We start from the raw sequence: 19,073 nt of genomic DNA, 5'->3' as shown, positions 1-19,073 counted from the left end.
CGTCGGCCCAGCCGACCAGCGAGGAGTAGGAGGCCGCGGTGCGCCCGTCACTCACCGCGAGCGCCGCCGGGGTGCGCAGCGCGAACTCCCGCACCCGTTGCGGCACCGAGCCGCCCGGTGCGCCGGCCGGTCCGGTGCCGGCCCGCGCCAGGCGGGCGCGTTCGGCGTCGGTGGCCAGGTCCAGGCGGCCCAGCGGGGTGTCCGGGTCGGCGTCGGCCAGGCGGCGCAGGAAGGTGCCGAAGCGGTGCAGGTGGTCGGTGACCTCCTGTGCGCCGTAGAGCGCGGGGTTGCCGTTGAGGTGCAGTTCGACGCCGTCGTCGGGGCCGTCCAGGACGGTGATCATCAGGTCGTCGACGATCCCGGTGGAGAGGTTGTTCAGCCGGGCCTCGCACGGGCCGAGCCGGAACTCCGGGGTCTGCGGGAGCACGTTGACGAACGGGCCGAACGGCCGCCGGTCGTCGGCCCGCAGGCCGATCGCGCGGCGGATCCGGTCGGCCGGGTAGCGCTGGTGGCGCAGCGAGCGGGCCAGTGTCCGGGAGGTGTCGCGGAGCAGTCCGCCCACCGTGGTGGCGGGGCCGACCCGGGCCGGCAGCGGCAGGTAGTTGGCCACCATGCCGGGCACCGAGCGGGCGGTGGCGGTCAGCCGGGCGGTCATCGGCAGGGTGAGCAGCACGTCCGCCAGGCCGGCGGCCTTGCCGGTGTACGCGGCGGCGGCGGCGATCGCGAAGGTCGGCCAGGTCACCTCGGCGGCGCGGGCCGCCGCGCGCAGCGCCCGGGCGGTGGGCGTGTCGAGCGCGAGGCTGCCGCGCAGGAACGCGGTGCCGGGCACCGGTGCGCCCGCGGCCAGGCTGGTGGGCCCGGCCGGGCCGCTCAGGTGGCCCTCCCAGAACGCGCGGTCGCGCTCCACCGCGGCCGACCCCAGGTAGTCGGCCTCCTCGCGCAGGAGCAGTTCCAGTCCGGGCAGCGCGCCGTCCGCGACCGGCTCCCCCGCGGCCCGCGCCCCGTAGACCTCGCTGAGCCTGCGGTAGACCGCGAGGCGGCTGTAGCCGTCGGAGAGCAGGTGGTGCATGGCCAGGTAGAGCAGGGAGCGGTCGGCGGCCACCCGGAACAGGACGGCCCGGAACAGCACGCCGCCGAGCAGGTCGAAGGGCCGGTGCAGGTCCTCGTCCATCAGCCGCAGCGCCTCGCCCACCGGGTCCCGGCGGCCCGCCAGGTCGACGGTGCGCAGCGGGAGTCCGTCCAGCGGTTCGATCCGCTGGACCGGCAGGCCGTCCGCCTCGGAGAACCTCGCCCGGGTGCACTCGGCCTCGTCCGTCACCCGGGTGAGGGCTTCGACGAGCAGCCGGTCGTCCAGCGGGCCCCTGATGTCCAGGTAGTCCGCCATGTTGTAGGCGAGGCGTCCGCTGGCGAGCTGCTCGTCGAACCAGATGCCGGTCTGGGCGCCGGTCAGCGGGAGGGTCGAACGGGTGGGCGAGGTCATGACGTCTCCATCGGGGTACTGCGGGCTGGTGAGGACGGTCCGGACCGGGGTGTCAGCGGGCCTCGGCCCGGAGCGGGTCCTGGAGCACGTCGGGGCCGTACAGGTCCGTCACCCACGTGTCCTGGTAGACGGTGTCCAGGTAGCGGTCGCCCAGGTCGGGTGCGATGGCGACGGCCGACTCGCCGCCGTCCAGCGGGTGTTCGGCCAGGAAGGCGACCGCCCCGCTCACCACCGTCCCGGTGGACCCGCCGAACAGGAAGCCGTGGCGGGCCAGCCGGCGGCAGGCCCGGATGGTGTCGGGCTCCGCCACCATCACCACGTCGTCCACCACGGACTCGTCGAGCAGCGCGGGCCGCACGCCGGTGCCGAGGCCCGGGATGTGCCGCGGCTCGGGCGGGCCGCCGAAGGTGACCGAGCCGACCGCGTCGACCGCCACGATCCGCACCGACGGCTTCTGTTCGCGCAGGTAGCGGGCGCAGCCCATCAGCGTGCCGGTGGTGCCCGCGCCGACGAACAGCACCCCGAGGTCGGGGAAGGCCTTGAGGATCTCCGGGCCGGTCAGCCGGTAGTGGGCCTGCCAGTTGTTCGGGTTGGCGTACTGGTTGAGCCAGAGGAAGCCCTCGTTGTCCGCGCAGAGCCGGCGCACGTGCCGGATGCGCGCCCCCAGCAGCCCGTCGACCCGGTCCGGCTTGGTGATGACGTGCACCTCGCTGCCGAACACCTCCATCAACTGGCGGGCGCCGAGGGTGCAGCGGGAGTCGGTGACGCAGATGAACCGGTAGCCGCGGCTGGCGGCGACCAGGCTCAGCGCCACGCCCAGGTTCCCCGAGGAGCTCTCCACCAGGGTCGACCCGGGCCGCAGCCGGCCCGACCGCTCGGCGGCGCTCACCATCGCGTGCGCGGCCTTGAGTTTGATGGAACCGGCGAAATTGAAGCCCTCGCACTTGAGCATCAGGCGTTGTCCGACGACCGTTTCGAGATTGACGAAAACGTCCTCGGCATTGAATTCGTGCGGAGCGGAGATGACTTGAATGGGACACCGTCCACGTCGATATCGCCGGCGGGATGATTTTCGGGCCGGCTCGGTTACAGCGGTGGATGCCTTCGTCGGTCACGCGTCGTGGAATTCCTTGCAGCGCCTGACCTCACGATCATTTCAAACGGCGCTGACAGGCAGTTGACCAGGCGCTGACCGATTGCGGCTTGCTTGCTTGGCCATGGGGGCATTGCTAGCTTGTGGCCGGAGGGTTTCCGGCCCGGCGGCCGGGACTGACGGGGAGACACGGGGGACCGATCATGCGCCTGGTACTCGCGGAAGACCAGTTCCTGCTCCGTGAGGGCCTGTCCCGGCTGCTCGAACTGAACGGTTTCGACATCGTCGCCGCGGTCGGGTCGGGCCCGGAGCTGACCAGGGCGCTGGCCGAGCACGAGCCCGACGTCGCGCTGGTCGACATCCGGATGCCGCCCACCCACACCGACGAGGGGCTGCGCGCCGTCCTGGAGGGCCGCCGACTGCGGCCAGGACAGCCCTCGTTGCTCCTCTCCCAGTACGTCGACCAGCTCTACGCGCAGGAGTTGCTGGCCGACGGCGACGGCGGGGTCGGCTACCTGCTCAAGGACCGGGTCTTCAACAGCGACCAGTTCATCTCGGCCCTGCACCAGGTCGCCGCCGGCGGCACCGTGATGGACCCGAACGTCGTCTCCCGGATGCTCAGCCACAGCTCGCAGGACCAGCAGATCGCCCGGCTCACCGAGCGCGAGCGCGAGGTGCTCGGCTACATGGCCGAGGGCCGGTCCAACGCCGCCATCGCCGCGGTCCTGGTGATCACCGAGAAGGCCGTCGCCAAGCACATCAACAGCCTGCTCGCCAAGCTCGACCTGCCGCCGTCCAGGGACGACAACCGGCGGGTGATGGCCGTGCTCGCCTACCTCAACCGGGTCTGACCGGGCGGGGTGCGCGCCGCCGCCCGCGCCGCCGGCTCACCCGTCCACCCGGCCCGACAGCAGGCCCTGGAACAGGTTCAGGTGCTGGATGTTGCGGGTGCCCTCCATGAACTCCACCCCGCGCGCGTCGCGCACCAGCTTGTCCAGCAGCGGGTGGGTGGCCCGGGCGGCGGGCGCCAGCAGCTCGGCGGCCTCCAGCGTCACCTCCTCGGCCAGCCGGCAGGCCCGGGCCTTCGCCGCCGAGGCGAGGTACCCGTCGCCGGTGGCGTCCACGGCGGCCGCGGCCCGGTGGACGAGGGCGCGGGTGGCCCCGATCCGCCGGCCGATCCGCTCGATCCGCTCCCGGGCGGCGCCCCGGGCCGCGGCCCGGTGCTCCAGCAGCAGGTCGTGCGCCGCGCCGGCGACGCCCAGCGCGAGGGCCGCCACCGAGGGCCGCAGCCGGTTGAAGACCTGGACGGAGGCCCAGATCCCGCGCCGGGTCGGCGACAGGTGCCGGCCCAGCACCCGCTCCGGGTCGACCCGCACCCGGTCCAGCGTGACGGCGCAGATCCGGGCGCCGCGGACGCCGAGCGAGCCGAGCGGTTCGGCCCGGTAGCCCGGGTCGCCGGTGTCCACCAGGACCGCCGTGACGCCGAGCGGGCCCGGCCGGGTGCGGGCGAAGACAGCGGCGATCCGGGCCCGCGAGGCGTTGCCCACGTACCGCTTGGCGCCGGTCAGTTCGAGCGCGCCGTCCCCGGCCGGGCGCAGCGCGGTGTCCAGGGCCGAGGCGTCGGAGCCCCGGTCGGGTTCGGTCAGGGCGAAGCAGGTCCAGGTGGGCTCCGCGAGCACCCGCCCGTAGAACCACTCCCGCTGGGCCCGGTCGCCGAGCTGTTCGACCAGGACGCCGGACATCGAGGGGCCGGGCGCGGCCAGCGTCATGCCGATGTCGCCGCGGGCCAGTTCCTCCAGCACGACCGCGCGTTCCAGCGCGGTGGTGCCCTCGAACCGGTGCGGTCCGATCCGCAGCGGCGGCCGGCCGAACTCGGCGGGGACGCCGAAGGTGCCCATGAAGCGGACGCCGGGCAGGTCGAGGTGGTCCGCGATCCGGTCGGGGTCGCGGTCCAGGTCGAGCGCGGCCGCCGCGAACCCGGCGCCCCACTCGCGGGCCTGGCCGCGCAGCGCGGCCAGGCGGCCGTCCGGCGCGGTCACCGGTCCTCCTCCGCGGGCAGGTGGACGTCGGCCAGCAGCTCCGAGACGTGCGCGGTGGCGCCGGGCCCGTCGGCCAGGTAGCCGTGGGCGCCCAGCAGCCGCAGCAGGGCCCGGCCGGTGTCGGTGAGCTGGCGGTGCAGGTCCCGCAGCGCGGGGCCGGTCAGGTCCGGCGGCGCGGTGGCGTCCAGCAGCGCGGCGAGCTCCAGCTGGTGCCCGAGCGCCTCGGCCAGCTGGCCCTTGACCAGCTGCTGCATCAGGACGGTGCTCCCGCCGCTGGCCCGGCCGGCCAGGTGCGCCAGGCAGGCGTCGCGCAGGCCCTGGACCAGGCCGAGCCGCAGCCGCAGCAGCGCCGTCCGGTCGACGGCCGCCGCCCCGGCGCGGGCCGCCCGCGGGTCGTGGACCAGGACGACCGCGCCGCCGGGGAGCGGGTAGCGGCGCACCGGGTCCGGGCGGGTGTCCGGGCCGGTGTCCGGGCCGGCGTCCGGGCCGGTGTCCGGCTCGGGCAGCAGCGTGTGGCCGGTCGGCCCGAACGGCGGGGTGCCGCCGTGCGCCTCCAGCAGCAGGCGCAGCGCGGGGAGCAGCCCCTCGGTCCGCGCGACCCGCTGGAGCTCCGGTGCCTGCGCCGGAGCCGGAGCCGGGGCCTGCGCCGCCGGGGCGTGCGCCGTGGCGGTCACGGTGCCGGGGCGGGGTCGACGCGGCACACCGACAGGTCGCCCAGGGCGGGGTCGTACTCGGCCAGCAGGACGGGCGCCCCGGTGGGCAGCCCCTCGGCGAGCAGGCTCAGCGGGGCGGTGCACGGGTAGCCGGCCGGCGCCCGCCGGGCGACGGGTCGGCCGGGGTCGGTTCCGGGGCCGGCGTCGAGGCCGGGTCCGGCCAGCAGCGCCGCGGTGCCCCGCGGGTCCAGTTCGGCGGCCAGTTCGCGCAGCGCCCGGCCGGCCTGCCGCGGGTCCAGTCCGCCGGCCTGGCGCACCCGGTAGCCGTCCGGCCGGCCGGCGTCGACGGCCTCCAGGACCAGGGCGGCCGCGCTGTCGCCGGCCAGGTGCAGCGGTCCGTCGGCCGGGAGCCGGTAGGGCAGCAGCGTCTGGTCGAAGGCCAGCACCAGGGCCCGCCGGAAGCCGTGCCGGTGGGCGTAGCTCTGGGCCAGCGCGAGGGCGCTGAACGGCGCGGAGCGGCCCTGGTCGGTGACCGCGAGCAGCAGCGGGCGGCCGGGGAGCCGCTCGGCGAGGGTGGGCGCGGTCAGGGTGGTGGGGAGCAGGTCCGGGGTGGCGTAGGCCAGGACCATCAGGTCGGTCGCGGGCTGGGGGCCGAGCCGGTCGAGCAGGTCGGCGCCCATGTCCTGGAACCGGTTGCCGGTGGCGCCTTCGAGCACCGCCCGGTCCAGGGCGAGGCCGGCGTGGCCGGTCTGGTCGAGGAGGTACGTCCGGTCGACGGGGCTGTCGAGCCGGGCGGTGCCGGTCGGGAAGAACCCGTGCGCCGCCGCGGTCACCGCGAGGCCCGGGTGCCGGGCCGGGCCGCGCGCGGCGGCACCGGCCCGCTCCGGTGCTGAGACGGACATCCTCAGGCGTCCAGCTCGGCGGTGATGAAGTCGGCCAGCGACCGGACGGTGGCGAAGTGGCTCATCTCCAGCTCGTCGGTGTCGAACTCGCCGTCCAGCAGCTCCTCCAGGCGCAGCAGCAGGTCGAGCACGCCGGTGGAGTCCAGGCCCAGGGTGTCGAAGAGCTTGGTGTCGGGTGCCAGGTCGCCCAGGTCGCGCTGGAGCACGGCGCCGAGCGCCTCGGTGATGGCGGCGACCACTCTGGTGCGGTCGGTGGTCTCGATGGTGTCGGTCATGTGGATCGCGCCCTTTCGTGGCGTGGAGGCGTGGTGGCGTGGTGGCGTCGCGGTGGCGGGCCGCCGGGTCGCGGGTCAGTCCTGCTCGACCAGGCGCTGCTTGCGCAGCAGGTCCTCGGTGCTGTCGGCCTCGCGCACCAGGTGGGCCCGGCCGTCCTGGACGAGCACCTCGGCGGGGTGGCCGTGGCTGAGGAAGAGCACCGGCGAGGCGCTGGGCCCGTAGGCCCCGGAGCGCTCCACCCCGAGCAGGTCGCCGGCCCGCAGGTGCGGCAGGCGGACCTTCTTGCCCAGGGTGTCGTTGGGGGTGCAGAGCGGGCCGGTGACGTTCCAGACCTCGTCGGCCGGCTCGTCGTAGCGGTTGAGCAGCCGGATCGGGAAGTTGCGCTTGACGAAGGAGCCGATGCCGACGGCCGCCATGTGGTGGTTGGTGCCGCCGTCCGCGACCGCGAAGTTCTCGCCCATCGAGGTCTTCGTGTAGCGGACCCGGACCACGTACGTGCCGCTCTCCGCGGTCAGGTAGCGCCCGAGCTCCATGATCATCCGGGTCCGGGGGTGCGCCTCGGCGAACTCCGCCAGCACCGGGTTGACCTCGCGGGCCAGCAGGGCCAGGTCCAGGTCCCGCTCGCCCTCGAAGTAGGAGACGCCGAGGCCGCCGCCGATGTCGACCATGTCGAGCGGGAACTCGTGGTGGGCGGCGATCCGCCGGGCCAGTTCCAGGATGCGGACGGTGTTCTGCACCACCGCGTCCTCGTTCAGGATCCGGGTGCCCATGTAGACCTGGACGCCCATCAGCCGCACGTGCTCGTACTGCTTGCCGAGCGGGGCGCCCTCCAGCAGCCGGGCCTCGTCGATGCCGAACTGGCGCGGCTTGCCGCCCATGGTCAGGCCGGAGCCCTTGACCGCGAAGCTCGGGTTGACCCGCAGGGCCACCGGGGCGACCAGGCCGAGCCCGGCGGCCAGTTCCTCGATCAGCTCCAGTTCGGGCAGCGACTCGCAGATGACCGCGTAGACGCCCTGGGTCAGGCACTCGGTCAGTTCGGCGCGGCTCTTGCCGGGCCCGAGGAAGACGATGTCCCGCGGCGCGACGCCGGCCCGGCGGGCGGTGAGCAGTTCGGCGAGCGAGGAGACCTCGGCCCGGGCGCCGTGGCGGTGCAGCAGCGCGCAGACCGCGATGTTGGGGTTGGACTTCATCGAGAAGAACACCTCCAACCGCGGGTGCAGCAGCGCGCGCAGGTCGGTGATCCGGCGCCGCAGCGCCTCGCCGTCGTACACGTACAGCGGGGTGCCGAACTCCTCGGCGAGGGCGGTGGCGTCCAGGCCCTGGACCTGGAATTCAGCGCTCATGCTGGTCCCTTTCGACTGCGGCCGGGGGCGGGCCCTGGGGCCGGGCGGGGGTGGGGGCGGCGGCCGCGGCGCGGCCGAGCCGCTCGGTGACGGCGGCGTCCAGCGCGGCGAGCTCCGGCGCGGAGCCGCCCATCAGGAGGCCGTAGAGCCGGCCGTTGAACGGCGTGCCCGCGGCGGCGCCGGCGTTGACCGTGGCGAAGTTGTTGACCACCAGGCCGGTCCCGCCGGGTTCCCGGAGCAGCAGCCCGTCCAGCAGGTCGCGGACCGCGCCGAACGGCAGCGGCTCGGTGAGCGTCAGCGGGTAGTGCCGGGCCAGCGCGGTGCGGCCCGGGCCGAGCAGCTGCTCCTGGAGCCGGACCTGGTAGGTGGACATGTTGTTGCGCGCGTTGATCTCGATGACCGGGTAGAGGCCGCCGTCCGGGTCGGTCATCGCGTCCACGCCGACCACGCCGTGGAAGCCGTCGGCGGCGAGCCGGGAGCCGAGCAGTTCGGCGGCGCGGCCGAGTTCGGCGAGCTGTTCGGGGCGGAGGTCCGGCGGGAAGCGGTGGCCCAGGTGGACGCCGTTGGCGGTGATGGCCTCCTTGACGAAGTCCAGGTGGACCGAGCCGTCGCGGCCGATGGTGAACTGGTAGTTGAGGTCGGCGGCCTTGGCCACCCGCTCCTCGATCACGAAGGCGATCCGGTCGGTGCCGGCGGCCCGGGCGGCGTCGGCCACCATCCGCCGGGTGCGCTCCAGCCGCCGGGCGCTCTCGATCACCGCGATGCCCTTGCCGGAGACCCCGAGCGCCTCCTTGAACAGCAGCACGGCGCCCTCGTCCAGCAGCGCCGCCGCGGCGGCGACCGCCTCGTCCAGCTCGGCCGTCGTCCCGCAGGCCCAGCCGCGCGGCTGGCGCAGGCCCAGCTCGTCGGCGATCCGCCGGCTGTGGACCTTGCTGTTGACGGCCTTGCACAGGGCGGCGGGCGGCCCGGCGATCCCGATGCCCGCCTTGGCGGCCAGGTCCTCCTCCAGGGCGGAGACCCCGTGCGGGAGCAGCCGCGCGCCCTGTTCGCCGAGCCGGGCCAGCACGGCGAGCAGCCCGGGGTCGGCCAGCGCGTCCTGGGTGACGGTGTTGCCCGGCAGCTGGTCGGCCACCACGTGGACGGTGGGCAGGCGCAGGCCCAGTTCGCGCAGGTAGTGGAGGTACTCCCGGTCGGGGGCGGTCTTCAGCACCACGTGGTCGTCGGCGCCGCCGAGCAGCAGCGCGAACTCGTCCATCCGGTTGACCACCGCGGTGTTGCCGGCCGAGGTGAGCCGGGGCAGTCCGATCTCGCCGCGCGCCCACTGCTCCTCGACCTCGAAGTTGCCCAGGAACACCAGGGCGGCGCGGCCGTCCTCGGCCACCGCGACCTTCAGCCGCTGGTTGAATCCCGGTTCGGTCATGCCCTGTTCTCCCGTCGCGTTCACGTTCAGTGCTCCACGACCATCGCGGCGAAGCTCGCGCCGACCCCGACCGAGACCATCAGGTAGCGGTCGCCGGGCCGGAGCCGGCCGAGGGCCTGGGCGCTGGCGTAGTTGATGAAGGGGTCCGCGCCGAAGCAGTGGCCGGTCCGCGGGATGTTGTCCAGGAAGATCCGGTCCACCCCGACGCCGAGGCGGTCGCTGAAGCGCACCCAGGCGATCCGGTTGACGTTGTGCGGCAGTACCAGGGCGAGGTCGGCGGTGGTCAGGCCGGCGTCGGCCAGCGCCTCGTCGATGACGCCCATCAGCATGTCGGGGTAGATGTCGCGGAAGGCGGCGAAGCCCTCGTCGGTCATCACCAGGTTGGGGTCGCCGACCGAGACGGTGCGGGTGGCGAAGCCGAGCACCCGGTCGCGGGTGGCCGCGGCGGAGACCAGCACGGCCGCCGTGCCCTCGCCGGTGATGCCCATGCCGGCCAGCACCTGGGCCACCTGGGTGTACGCCTTCTCGCCGACCAGCACCAGGGCCAGCGCCTCCGGGTCGGGGTCCTCCGCCAGCAGCATGCCGGCCACGTCGACGGCCACCAGGCCGGAGGCGCAGGCCTGTTCGGTCAGGGCGAAGGTCTTCGCGTGCCGCAGTCCGGCCTCCCGGCGCACCTCGTGCAGCGGGCTGAGCGGGTACGGCGAGAGGAAGCGCTGGGTCCGCGGCCGGAGCACGTAGCGGACCTTGTCCTCCCGGCCGCGCAGCGCGGTCAGCTTGCCGACGGCGGCCAGCAGGCTCTCGGTCTCGCTCTCGGTCTCGTCCCAGCAGACCTCGGACAGGCCGAACCCCCGTCCGTAGCGCCGCAGTTCGGTGTCTGTCAGGCCCAGCGCCCGCTGGCGGTCCGCGATGGACACCTGGGTGGGCCAGTGGGTGGATACCTCGATCAGTGAGGTCACGGCTAGCCGGCTCCTCTCAGCCGCAGTCGACGGTCCGGCGTGGTGATCCGGGGCGGACACCGTCGTGGGTGCCGGGCGGTCGCCTGGACCGGCACCGGCCGGGTGCCGTGCCCCTGCACGGCTGGTCCCCGGGGCGGTGCGCCCAGGGGGACGGGGATCAAGCTAGTGGACCGAATTGACAAACGACTGACCGAATACTGACCACGCGACGATCGAGGATGACCACGGGGCCGGCCGCCCACCGGGCCGCCGGGGCGAGCTAACGCATCATCAACTCGCTTGCCTGCCAAGGAAGATGATCAGCTAAGCTGCGATGGCTCATCGGACGAGGCGGGCCGGAGCCGCTCGCCGGCGCACGCGCGCCCCCGACCCGGCCACCGACCCGGCCACCGGCCCGGCCACCGACCGGACGCCGCCACGGAGCACCCCACCCCCCCTTCGAACCGAGGAACGCCATGTCCCAAGAGAGCCTGCTCTTCCTCAACCGACCGGCCGTGCTCGCCTGCCTGGAGAAGCTCGACCCGGTCGAGGTGGTGGCGGAGGTCCTGCGCGACCAGGCCGCCGGGCGGACCGAGATCCCCACCGAGGGCTACCTGCCGTGGCACAACAGCAACGGCGCCTACAGCCGGGCCATCGCGATGCTGGGCGCCCTGCACCGCGAGGAGGGCTCGGTCTACGGCATGAAGCTGATCAACGCGGCCGTCGACAACCCGTCCCGGGGCATCGAGCGGGCCGGCGGCCTGAGCTTCGCCTTCGACCCGGAGACCGCCCGGCCCGGGCTGATCGCCGAGGCCGGCTACCTGAGCGCGATCCGGACGGCCGCGTACACCATGGTCAGCCTGCGCGAACTCGGCCCCGAGCGGTGGGACGGCCTCACCCTGCTCGGCACCGGCGCGCTGGCCCGGGCCCACCTGGACCTGCTGGTCCGCACCTTCCCCGAGGCCCGCCGGGTGACGGTGTTCGACCTGTCCGCCGAACGCTCGGCGCAGCTGGTCGCCTGGGCCGCCGAGCGGCACCCGGGGCTGGCCGTCACGGTGGCCGCCACGGCGGCCGAGGCGGTCGCCGCCTCCCCGGTCACCGTCACCCTGACCACCAGCGACGACCCGTACCTGCCGGCCTCCTGGATCCGGCCGGGCAGCTTCCTGGCGCACGTCTCGCTGGGCGACCTGACGGAGGAGGTCTTCCTCGGCGCCGAGGCCGTGTACGGGGACGACCTCGACCTGATCGAGGAGAACCCGCGCCGGATCCTCGGCCGGCTGCTCCAGGAGGGGAGGGTGACCCGGCCGGGCACCGCGTCCGCGCCCGGCACCGGCCCGGGGCGGCCGATCGACGGCACCCTGGGCCAGGTGCTGCTCGGGCGGGTCCCGGCCGTCCGGCCCGGCCCCGGCTACGTGGTCAGCAACCCGTTCGGGATGTCCATCCTGGACGTCGGCATGATCGACGCCGTCCGGCGCACGGCCCTCGAACTCGGCGTCGGGCAGCGGCTCGACCTGCTCTGACGGTACGCCGACACTCCGGCACCCCCGCGTGACGCCGCCTGACGGGGTATCAGGTAGCGTCCGCGGGGCGGGTGTTGGAGGTTTACCGGGCCCCCGGAATCGGCAAGGAATTCGACTGATCGTGTTAGGTTGATCCGGGCCGCATTGCCGACTGCGGTCGGCGCCGGCGGTCGGCCCGCGCCTGCTCACCCAGGAAATACTCGGTACACGTCCGCCCCCTCAGGAAGGGCGCGGGCGATTCGGACGGACACGACGGGGGAATTCGATGATCGACCACTCGGCCCTTTCTCCACCCGGGCGCCCGGGCCGCCCGGTCCCGCTACCGGGGCAGTGTCACCTTCTGCCGTAGCGCTGCGCCACGAAAGCACGCTACGGGCGGGCCATTGGCCCGCCCGTCGGCCTTAGGCCGCATCCCACCGCACACCACCCCATTGACCGGTTGTAGGGATCAGCGCCGCCCAGTGGAGACAGGCCGGGCGACGCATGCGCAGACGTGTCCTTATTGCGGTCAGAGCCTCGGAATCGGGTCGCAGAGAATGAGATATTACCACCCAGTAGAAAGCCGGTTCGACGCCAGGAACCGGGTATCCATCGAAATCCTCGGATCGCTGCGGGTGTCGATCGAGGACCGGCACGACGGCATCGGCGCGAACCGGGTGCGGACCCTGCTCGCGGTGCTGAGCTTCAGCCCGGGCGAGGTCGTCTCGATGGACGTCCTGATCGAGGAGCTCTTCTCCGACCAGGCCTCGAAGAACCCCAAGAACGCCCTCCAGGCGAACATGCGCCGGCTGCGCACCTCCCTGGAGGCGGTCACCGGCGTCCCCGGGAACCTGCTGGTGCCCACCTCGGCCAGCGGGTACCTGCTCGACCTGCCACCGGAGGCGGTCGACGCCCGAAGATTCGACGCGCTGGCCGCCCGCGGCGCCGCACTGCTGCGCGACCAGCCGTACGAGGCGGCGCAGCGGCTGGAGGAGGCGCTGCGGCTCTGGCGCGGACCGGCCCTGCTCGACGTCTCCGGCGGGCTGCGCTGCCACAGCCAGGTCAACCGGCTCAACAGCCGCCGGCTGGACGCCCTGGAGGACCTCTACGAGGCCCGCCTGAGCGTGGGCGCCGAGGGCAACGCGGTCAACGAGCTGGAACAGCTGGCCTGCGAGCATCCGGAACGGGAGCGGATGTCCGAGTTACTGATGCTCGCGCTCTACCGGGCCGGCCGCCAGGGCGAGGCGCTGGCGACGTTCCAGCGGGTCCGTTCCTGGTTGAACAACGAACTCGGACTGGAACCCCGGAAGAAGATGCGCGGTCTCCAGCAGGCCATCCTGGCCCAGGACCCGTCGATCGACGCCGGCCTGGTCTGGGCCGACGCGCGGTGACCGGCTGAGTCCCCCTTCCGTCCGGCGGGCCCCTCCGGCTGCTCCGGCAGCCGGAGTGCTCACGGCACGTCCAGCGGGCCGTCGAGGTCCCACTCGGCCAGTTCGATCCGCCCCGGGGTCTCGACGGCCAGGGCCGCCGCGTACCCGGGGCCGGGACGCAGGTCGGCCAGCGCGATGGCCGGCGCGCCCGCTCCCCCGGCCCCGGGGGCGCCGTCCCAGGACAGCAGCGCCGCGCGCTGCCCGGGCGCGGCCAGGGTGAGGCCGCGCAGCGGCACGGAGAGCCCGCGGCCGACCGCCTTGAGGACCGCCTCCTTCCTGGTCCAGTAGACGTGGTAGGCCGCCGGCCGGTCCTCCGGGCGGATCTCCCGGAAGTCCGCCAGCTCCCGTTCGGAGAGCACCCGGGGCGCCAGCCGGTCCACCTCGCGGGCGGCGACCCGCTCCACGTCCACCCCCGGCTCGGCGTGCTCGGCGACGGCCAGCACCACCCGCCCGCCGGAGTGCGAGAGCGAGAACCGCGCGGCGGCGCCGGGCACCCGCGGTTTGCCGTGCGGGCCGCCGCAGTACCGGCACCGGCGGCTGAACGCCACCGCCCTCGGCGCCACCCCGGTGGCCCGGCCCAGCGCGGTGCGGACCAGGGCCCGGGCGGTGGCGTACCGGGCCCGGTCCTCGGGCGCGGCCAACTGCCCGTACCGGGCCCGTTCCTCGTCGGACATCAGGGCGCGCACCCGGGCCCGGTCGACCACCGGCGACCAGAGCACCCGGCAGCTGACCGCGTTCGGCTGTGCCATCGCGCTACGCGGCCCGGTGGCCGGTGAGTTCCAGGAACACGTCGTCCAGCGAGGGGCGGCGCTGGGCGAGGCCGCTGACCTGGATGCCGGCCGCGTGCAGCGCGGCGGCGGCGGCCGAGACCCCGGCCAGCCCGTCGTTCAACTGCACGCCCAGCACGCCCCTGCGGTCGTCCCGGGTCAGCTCGCCGACCATCAGCGGGTTCAGCGCGGAGAGCGCCGCCGGCAGGTCGGCCGGATCGGCCACGGTGACCTCCAGCCGCTCCTGGCCGACCTTGCGCTTGAGTTCGTCGGCGGTGCCCTCGGCGGCCACCACGCCCTTGTCGATCACCACGATCCGGTCGGCCAGCTCGTCGGCCTCCTCCAGGTACTGGGTGGTCAGCAGGACGGTCACGCCGTCGGCCACCAGGTCGCGCACCACGGACCACAGGACCAGCCGGCTGGACGGGTCGAGCCCGGTGGTCGGCTCGTCCAGGAAGATCACCTCGGGGCCGCCGACCAGCGTGCTCGCCAGGTCCAGCCGGCGGCGCATGCCGCCCGAGTAGGCCCGCAGCGGCTTGTCGCCGGTGTCCGCGAGGTCGAATCGCGCCAGCAGCTCGTCCGCCCTGGCCCGGGCCCCGGCCCGGCCCAGGCGCAGCAGCCGGCCGAGCAGGACCAGGTTCTCGCGGCCCGTCAGCTCCTCGTCCACCGCGGCGTACTGGCCGGACAGCCCGATCCGGCGGCGCACCTCGCGCGGCGCGGCGGCGACGTCGAACCCGGCCACCGCGGCCCGGCCGCCGTCCGGTCCGAGCAGGGTGCTGAGGATGCGGACCGTCGTGGTCTTGCCCGCCCCGTTGGGACCGAGCAGCCCGAGCACGGTGCCCGCCGGGACGTGCAGGTCGATCCCCTTGAGGACCTGCTGGTCCCAGTAGTTCTTGCGGAGGCCCTCCGCCTCGATCGCCGCCTGGGCCGCCACGGCTCAGGCCCCGCGCTCGATCAGGCTGAGCGGCCGCAGGTCGGTCCAGTTCTCGTCGACGAAGCGCACCGCCTCCTCCCGGGGCACCGAGCTGAGCGCCTCGCGCCAGCCCGCCGGGACCTCGGCGAAGGCGGGCCACAGGCTGTGCTGGTTCTCGCCGTTCACCAGTACGTGGAACGTGCCGTCGGGATCGTCGAAGGGGTTGCTCATCGGGGTTCCGTCCTGTCCGTCTTCCAGGGTCAACTCCGTTGACCACTATGCTCCATGGCTGCTGACGCGGAACTGACGAACGGCTGATCGCCGCCGTCCGCCGGAGCCGGGGCGGGGTCCTCGCGACCCCGCCCCCTCCGACGGCCGCCGGGCCGGTCAGACGTCCACCGGCTCCTGGTGCGCCCCGTCGCTGCGCCGCGGCAGGTCCGCGGTGACCGCCCGGCCGGTGCGCGAGGGCCACCAGTTGGCCCGGCCCAGCAGGGTCATCGCGGCCGGCAGGACGAAGATCCGGATCACCGTGGCGTCCAGCACGATGGCCACCGCCAGCCCGACGCCGATCTGCTTCAGCTCGATGAAGGTCAGCGTCCCGAAGGTGGCGAACACCGCCACCATGACCGCGGCCGCGCCGGTCACCACGCCGGCGGTCCTGGTGATGCCGTCCAGCACCGCGTTGCGGGTGGTCATGCCGGCCACCACGCCCTCCCGGATCCGGCTGACCACGAAGACGTGGTAGTCCAGCGACAGGCCCGACAGGATCACGAAGAGCAGCACCGGCACCCAGGAGACCACGTGCCCGGTCGAGTGGTAGTCGAGCAGCCCGTCCGCCCAGGTGTGCTGGAAGACCAGGCACAGGAAGCCGAACGAGGCCGCGACCGAGAGCAGGTTGAGCACCACGGTGGTCAGCGCCACCACCACCGAGCGGAACGCCAGCACGATGATCAGGAAGGTCAGGGCGAACACCACGCCCATCACCATCGGCAGCCGGTCCTTCAGGTTGGCGGTGTAGTCCATGTCGTCCGCCTGGTCGCCGCCGACCGCGTACTCCAGGCCCGGCAGGTCCTTCAGCGCCGCCGGCACCAGCACGTCCCGCAGCCGGTCGACCGAGTCCCGGGCCGGGGAGGTGCCCGGCGGCGTCGGCGTGCCCGCCTCCAGGACGGCGCCGCGCCCGTCCGCCGAGACCCGGACCGTCGGCGGGATGTCCCTGGCGAACAGCGGCTCCCGCCCGAGCTGTTCGGCGAGCTGCTCCAGCCGCCCGCGGACCGCCTCCTGCTGCCCGGCCGGCGTCTTCACCGCCACCACGTCGGTGTTGGCGTTCGACGGGAACGCGGCGAGCAGCCGGTCGTAGCTCTGCATCGTGGCCAGGGTGCGCGGGTAGTCCGCGATCTGGGTGGCCTTCAGGTCCATCCCCAGCGCGGGCAGCGCCAGCGCCACCAGCGCGCCGACCGCGAGCACCAGCGAGACCAGCGGGTGCCTGGTGGCCGGGCGCAGCAGGAAGTTCCAGGCCCGCGGGTTGCTCCGGCTCCGGGTGAGGCGCCACACCAGCGGGATCCGCGGCCGGTCGACCGCCCGGCCCAGCTTGACCAGCAGGGCCGGCAGCACGGTGACGGCCGAGAGCATCGCCACCGCGACCACGATGATCGCGCCGGTGGCCATCGAGGCCAGCATCAGGTCGCCGGCCAGGTAGAGCCCGGCCATCGAGACCAGCACCGCGACGCCGGAGACCACCACCGAGTGGCCGGAGGTCGCCGCGGCGATCTCCACCGCCGAGGTCGCGCCGTAGCCCTTGGCCGTCTCCTCGCGGAAGCGGCGCAGGTAGAAGAGGCAGTAGTCGACGCCGACCGCCAGGCCCATCAGCACGATGACGTCCGTCACCGTGCCCGGGTCGGGCACCACCTGGGAGGCCAGCGCCCACAGGCCCAGGGTGGAGGCCACCGCGGTCAGGCCCAGCAGCACCGGCACGCCGGCCATCACCACGGCGCCGAAGATCAGCGCCAGGATGACCAGGGTGACCGGCACGCTGATGGTGGTCGCCCTCTGCAGGTCCTTGCCGAGCCAGTCCTGGAAGTCGCTCTTGATCGAGGCTTCGCCGACCTCCTCGACCCGCAGGTCGGGGTGCGCCCGCTGGACCGCCCGGGTGGCCGCCAGCAGCGGCGCGACCCGGTCGTTCGCGGTGTCGGGGTCGCCCTTGACGGCGACCTGCAGCAGCAGGACCCGCTGGTCGGCGGAGGGGATCGGGTCGGACACCGAGGCGACCCCGTCGAGCGCGCCGAGCTGCTGCTTCAGCTCGGCGGCGGCCGCGGCGGACGCGTCGTCCAGCCGGCCGTCGAGCGGGCCGACCAGCACGTTCTCGGTGGCCGGGCCGCGCAGGCCGTTCTCGTTGACGATCCGGTCGGCGGTGGCCGCCTGCCCGACCAGGAGTTCCTGGTTGGTGGCCTCCCGGCCCTTCACCACCGTGCCGATGGAGAAGGCGAGCACGGTCAGCAGCAGCCAGATGAGGACGGCCCACCACGGATGGTTGGCGCTCCACCGGCCCATCCGCGAGGCGAAGTGGCGTTTCTTGCCCGTCATGTCGATCGGTCCTTCGTTCAGGGGCGGAAGAGGAGTCGTGCCGTCGGCGGGCGGGGACCGCCCGGCGGGCCGGGGGGAACGGGTGCGGGCCGCTTCCGGGCATGCCGGGGGAAGGGCCGTCGGGCACGCCGGAGGAGGAGCCGCCGGGCATGCCGGAGGAAGGGCTGTCCGGGCATGCCGGAGGAGGGGCCGTCGCGGGGCCCCGCGGCCGGGGAGGGGCGCCGCCGGCCCGCGGCGCCCCCGTGGCCGGTGGCGGGCTAGTCGCCCTGGGTGGTGCCGGTGGTGTCGGGCAGCAGGTCGCAGCCGATGGAGAAGGCCGCCATGGTCGGGCCGCCGGCGGGGCTGTTGATCGCGAGCAGGCCGTCGAAGGCGGCCAGCCGCCGCTCGACCCCGCGCAGCCCGCTGCCGCGCCCGGCGTCGGCGCCGCCGACGCCGTTGTCGTGCACGGAGACCCGCAGTTCGCGGTCGACGTAGTGGATGTCGACCGTCACCTCGGTGGCCTTGCCGTGCTTGGTCACGTTGTTGAGCAGTTCGGCGATCGCGAAGTAGGCCGCCGACTCCACCGGGGCGGGCAGCCGGCCCGGCACCGAGCCGGTCAGCTGGACCCGCTGCGGCAGTTCCAGCGTCAGCGTGCGGACGGCGTCCACCAGGCCGCGGTCGGCCAGCAGCGGCGGGTGCACGCCGTGCACCAGGTCGCGCAGTTCGTTGAGCGCCTTGGCCGAGTTGTCCTTGGCCTCGGCGAGCAGCGCGCGCACCGCCGCCGGGTTCTGCTCGATCAGCGACTCGGCGGCCGAGAGCGTCAGCCCGAGGGCGACCAGCCGGACCTGGGCGCCGTCGTGCAGGTCGCGCTCGATCCGGCGCAGCTCGTTGGCCTGCATGTCCATCGCGTCCGAGCGGGAGTTGGCCAGGTGCTCGACCCGGTTGGTCAGGTCGGCCCGGGTGGAGCCCAGGACCAGCCGCACCCAGCGGCCGTGCAGGCCGAGCATCAGCCTCGGCAGCAGCAGCACGCCCACGGCGAGCTCCACCGCGCCCAGGACGGCGGCCAGGATCGCGGTGCCCTGGCTCCGGACCGGGACGAAGGTGAACCAGATGCCGTCCCAGGACTCGCTCAGCCCCCTCCACGTGAACGGCAGCGCCAGGCCCCAGAGGCCGCCCAGGACCGCGACGGCCGGCAGCAGCGCCAGCACCGGCCCGACTACCGGGTTGACCAGCGTCCAGAGCAGGTCCCGCCAGGTCGCGCGCTCACCGAGCATCCGGTGGGCCCGCCGCAGGCGGGTCCGGGCCGGGCCGTCGGCGGGCTCCGGCGGGTAGGCCGCGTCCACCCGGACGCCGGACCAGCGCAGCGCCAGCCGGCGCTGGAGGCGGGCGTCCGACCGGATCGCGTCCAGCGCGCCGGGCAGCAGCAGCAGGCCGACGCCGACGAAGCTGAGGCACACCACGAGGCAGAACCAGAGCAGCAGCAGCGCCTCCCCGAGGGCGATCCCGGTCAGGGACACCCCGCGGAGCACCAGCGCGGCCGCTCCGCCGAGCTCCGGACGGGTCTTCTCCGTTCCTTCCACACGTGCACTCATGTCCTGGCCCCATTTCGCCTTCACCGAATCACTGTGCTTCCAGCATGACGGTCCGTCAGGCGGATTTCGGGGGTGCTAGTACCCCTCTTGCCCGGGGTACCACCACCCCCGGCGGGGGTACGGCACGGTGCCCCGGACGCCTGGGCGTCCGGGGCACCGTGCCGTGCTCGCG

At 74.2% G+C, this 19,073-nt stretch carries 17 protein-coding genes; 3 read left to right on the top strand and 14 right to left on the bottom strand.

The features are described from left to right. Both K353_RS10330 and sbnA read right to left on the bottom strand, forming a co-directional pair. Positions 1 to 1,480 (bottom strand): condensation domain-containing protein (locus K353_RS10330; protein WP_233533494.1); only part of this gene is annotated, 1,480 nt, incomplete at its 3' end. A 52-nt stretch (positions 1,481 to 1,532) separates the two neighbouring features. Continuing rightward, positions 1,533 to 2,513, bottom strand: a complete 981-nt coding sequence (gene sbnA, locus K353_RS10325) for a 2,3-diaminopropionate biosynthesis protein SbnA (protein WP_111553290.1) — start codon at positions 2,511 to 2,513, stop codon at positions 1,533 to 1,535. 263 nt (positions 2,514 to 2,776) lie between these two features. Between sbnA and K353_RS10320 the strand changes: the two genes are divergently transcribed. Continuing rightward, positions 2,777 to 3,424, top strand: a complete 648-nt coding sequence (locus K353_RS10320) for a response regulator transcription factor (RefSeq protein ID WP_111553289.1) — start codon at positions 2,777 to 2,779, stop codon at positions 3,422 to 3,424. A 36-nt stretch (positions 3,425 to 3,460) separates the two neighbouring features. On the opposite strand, the gene K353_RS10315 is transcribed toward K353_RS10320, so the two are convergent. The 7 genes from K353_RS10315 to K353_RS10285 form a co-directional block, all read right to left on the bottom strand. Further along, entirely contained in the window at positions 3,461 to 4,612 is a 1,152-nt protein-coding gene (locus tag K353_RS10315) for an acyl-CoA dehydrogenase family protein (protein WP_111553288.1), read from the bottom strand. Then, positions 4,609 to 5,286 carry a hypothetical protein gene (locus tag K353_RS10310; RefSeq protein ID WP_233533493.1) on the bottom strand — a complete coding sequence of 226 codons (678 nt, stop codon included), beginning with the start codon at positions 5,284 to 5,286 and terminating at the stop codon, positions 4,609 to 4,611. The genes K353_RS10315 and K353_RS10310 overlap by 4 nt, the downstream gene beginning before the upstream one ends. Continuing rightward, positions 5,283 to 6,167 carry a hypothetical protein gene (locus K353_RS10305; RefSeq protein WP_111553287.1) on the bottom strand — a complete coding sequence of 295 codons (885 nt, stop codon included), beginning with the start codon at positions 6,165 to 6,167 and terminating at the stop codon, positions 5,283 to 5,285. Before K353_RS10305 ends, K353_RS10310 begins: the two co-directional genes overlap by 4 nt. A 2-nt stretch (positions 6,168 to 6,169) precedes the next feature. Beyond that, positions 6,170 to 6,442, bottom strand: a complete 273-nt coding sequence (locus K353_RS10300) for a phosphopantetheine-binding protein (RefSeq protein ID WP_100838045.1) — start codon at positions 6,440 to 6,442, stop codon at positions 6,170 to 6,172. 75 nt (positions 6,443 to 6,517) lie between these two features. Further along, entirely contained in the window at positions 6,518 to 7,786 is a 1,269-nt protein-coding gene (locus K353_RS10295) for a type III PLP-dependent enzyme (protein ID WP_111553286.1), read from the bottom strand. Next, entirely contained in the window at positions 7,776 to 9,206 is a 1,431-nt protein-coding gene (locus K353_RS10290) for a hypothetical protein (RefSeq protein ID WP_199528059.1), read from the bottom strand. The genes K353_RS10295 and K353_RS10290 overlap by 11 nt, the downstream gene beginning before the upstream one ends. A gap of 26 nt (positions 9,207 to 9,232) precedes the next feature. Then, a complete protein-coding gene (locus K353_RS10285; protein WP_111553285.1) occupies positions 9,233 to 10,162 on the bottom strand; it encodes a 3-oxoacyl-[acyl-carrier-protein] synthase III C-terminal domain-containing protein in 930 nt (309 codons plus the stop codon). Positions 10,163 to 10,617: 455 nt separating this feature from the next. Here K353_RS10285 and K353_RS10280 point away from each other — a divergent pair, with 455 nt between their 5' ends. Both K353_RS10280 and K353_RS10275 read left to right on the top strand, forming a co-directional pair. Then, positions 10,618 to 11,661 carry an ornithine cyclodeaminase gene (locus K353_RS10280; protein WP_111553284.1) on the top strand — a complete coding sequence of 348 codons (1,044 nt, stop codon included), beginning with the start codon at positions 10,618 to 10,620 and terminating at the stop codon, positions 11,659 to 11,661. Between the two features lie 614 nt (positions 11,662 to 12,275). Continuing rightward, positions 12,276 to 13,031, top strand: a complete 756-nt coding sequence (locus K353_RS10275) for an AfsR/SARP family transcriptional regulator (RefSeq protein ID WP_233533492.1) — start codon at positions 12,276 to 12,278, stop codon at positions 13,029 to 13,031. Between the two features lie 59 nt (positions 13,032 to 13,090). On the opposite strand, the gene K353_RS10270 is transcribed toward K353_RS10275, so the two are convergent. The 5 genes from K353_RS10270 to K353_RS10250 form a co-directional block, all read right to left on the bottom strand. Then, positions 13,091 to 13,819 (bottom strand): 4'-phosphopantetheinyl transferase superfamily protein, encoded by a 729-nt coding sequence (locus tag K353_RS10270; RefSeq protein ID WP_111553283.1) that lies wholly within the window; start codon positions 13,817 to 13,819, stop codon positions 13,091 to 13,093. Between the two features lie 4 nt (positions 13,820 to 13,823). Further along, entirely contained in the window at positions 13,824 to 14,771 is a 948-nt protein-coding gene (locus tag K353_RS10265; protein WP_111553282.1) for an ATP-binding cassette domain-containing protein, read from the bottom strand. Between the two features lie 3 nt (positions 14,772 to 14,774). Further along, a complete protein-coding gene (locus tag K353_RS10260) occupies positions 14,775 to 14,981 on the bottom strand; it encodes an MbtH family protein (protein ID WP_100838039.1) in 207 nt (68 codons plus the stop codon). 156 nt (positions 14,982 to 15,137) lie between these two features. Next, positions 15,138 to 17,330 carry an MMPL family transporter gene (locus K353_RS10255; protein ID WP_111553281.1) on the bottom strand — a complete coding sequence of 731 codons (2,193 nt, stop codon included), beginning with the start codon at positions 17,328 to 17,330 and terminating at the stop codon, positions 15,138 to 15,140. A gap of 257 nt (positions 17,331 to 17,587) precedes the next feature. Continuing rightward, positions 17,588 to 18,901 carry a sensor histidine kinase gene (locus K353_RS10250; RefSeq protein WP_111553280.1) on the bottom strand — a complete coding sequence of 438 codons (1,314 nt, stop codon included), beginning with the start codon at positions 18,899 to 18,901 and terminating at the stop codon, positions 17,588 to 17,590. Positions 18,902 to 19,073: the final 172 nt, after the last annotated feature.

The organism is Kitasatospora sp. SolWspMP-SS2h (assembly GCF_003259315.1).
In the GTDB taxonomy this organism is placed as follows: Bacteria; Actinomycetota; Actinomycetes; order Streptomycetales; family Streptomycetaceae; genus Kitasatospora; species Kitasatospora fiedleri.
Note: the sequence above shows the minus strand (reverse complement) of the source record. Positions and strands in the feature narration are given on the sequence as shown.

What these genes read in the sequence shown, in the direction of transcription:
- K353_RS10290 (WP_199528059.1), bottom strand. Translation starts at nt 9,206, where the DNA reads ATGACCGAACCGGGATTCAACCAGCGGCTGAAGGTCGCGGTGGCCGAG.
- K353_RS10260 (WP_100838039.1), bottom strand. Translation starts at nt 14,981, where the DNA reads ATGAGCAACCCCTTCGACGATCCCGACGGCACGTTCCACGTACTGGTG.
- K353_RS10305 (WP_111553287.1), bottom strand. Translation starts at nt 6,167, where the DNA reads ATGTCCGTCTCAGCACCGGAGCGGGCCGGTGCCGCCGCGCGCGGCCCG.
- K353_RS10295 (WP_111553286.1), bottom strand. Translation starts at nt 7,786, where the DNA reads ATGAGCGCTGAATTCCAGGTCCAGGGCCTGGACGCCACCGCCCTCGCC.
- K353_RS10250 (WP_111553280.1), bottom strand. Translation starts at nt 18,901, where the DNA reads ATGAGTGCACGTGTGGAAGGAACGGAGAAGACCCGTCCGGAGCTCGGC.
- K353_RS10280 (WP_111553284.1), top strand. Translation starts at nt 10,618, where the DNA reads ATGTCCCAAGAGAGCCTGCTCTTCCTCAACCGACCGGCCGTGCTCGCC.
- K353_RS10270 (WP_111553283.1), bottom strand. Translation starts at nt 13,819, where the DNA reads ATGGCACAGCCGAACGCGGTCAGCTGCCGGGTGCTCTGGTCGCCGGTG.
- K353_RS10255 (WP_111553281.1), bottom strand. Translation starts at nt 17,330, where the DNA reads ATGACGGGCAAGAAACGCCACTTCGCCTCGCGGATGGGCCGGTGGAGC.
- K353_RS10320 (WP_111553289.1), top strand. Translation starts at nt 2,777, where the DNA reads ATGCGCCTGGTACTCGCGGAAGACCAGTTCCTGCTCCGTGAGGGCCTG.
- K353_RS10300 (WP_100838045.1), bottom strand. Translation starts at nt 6,442, where the DNA reads ATGACCGACACCATCGAGACCACCGACCGCACCAGAGTGGTCGCCGCC.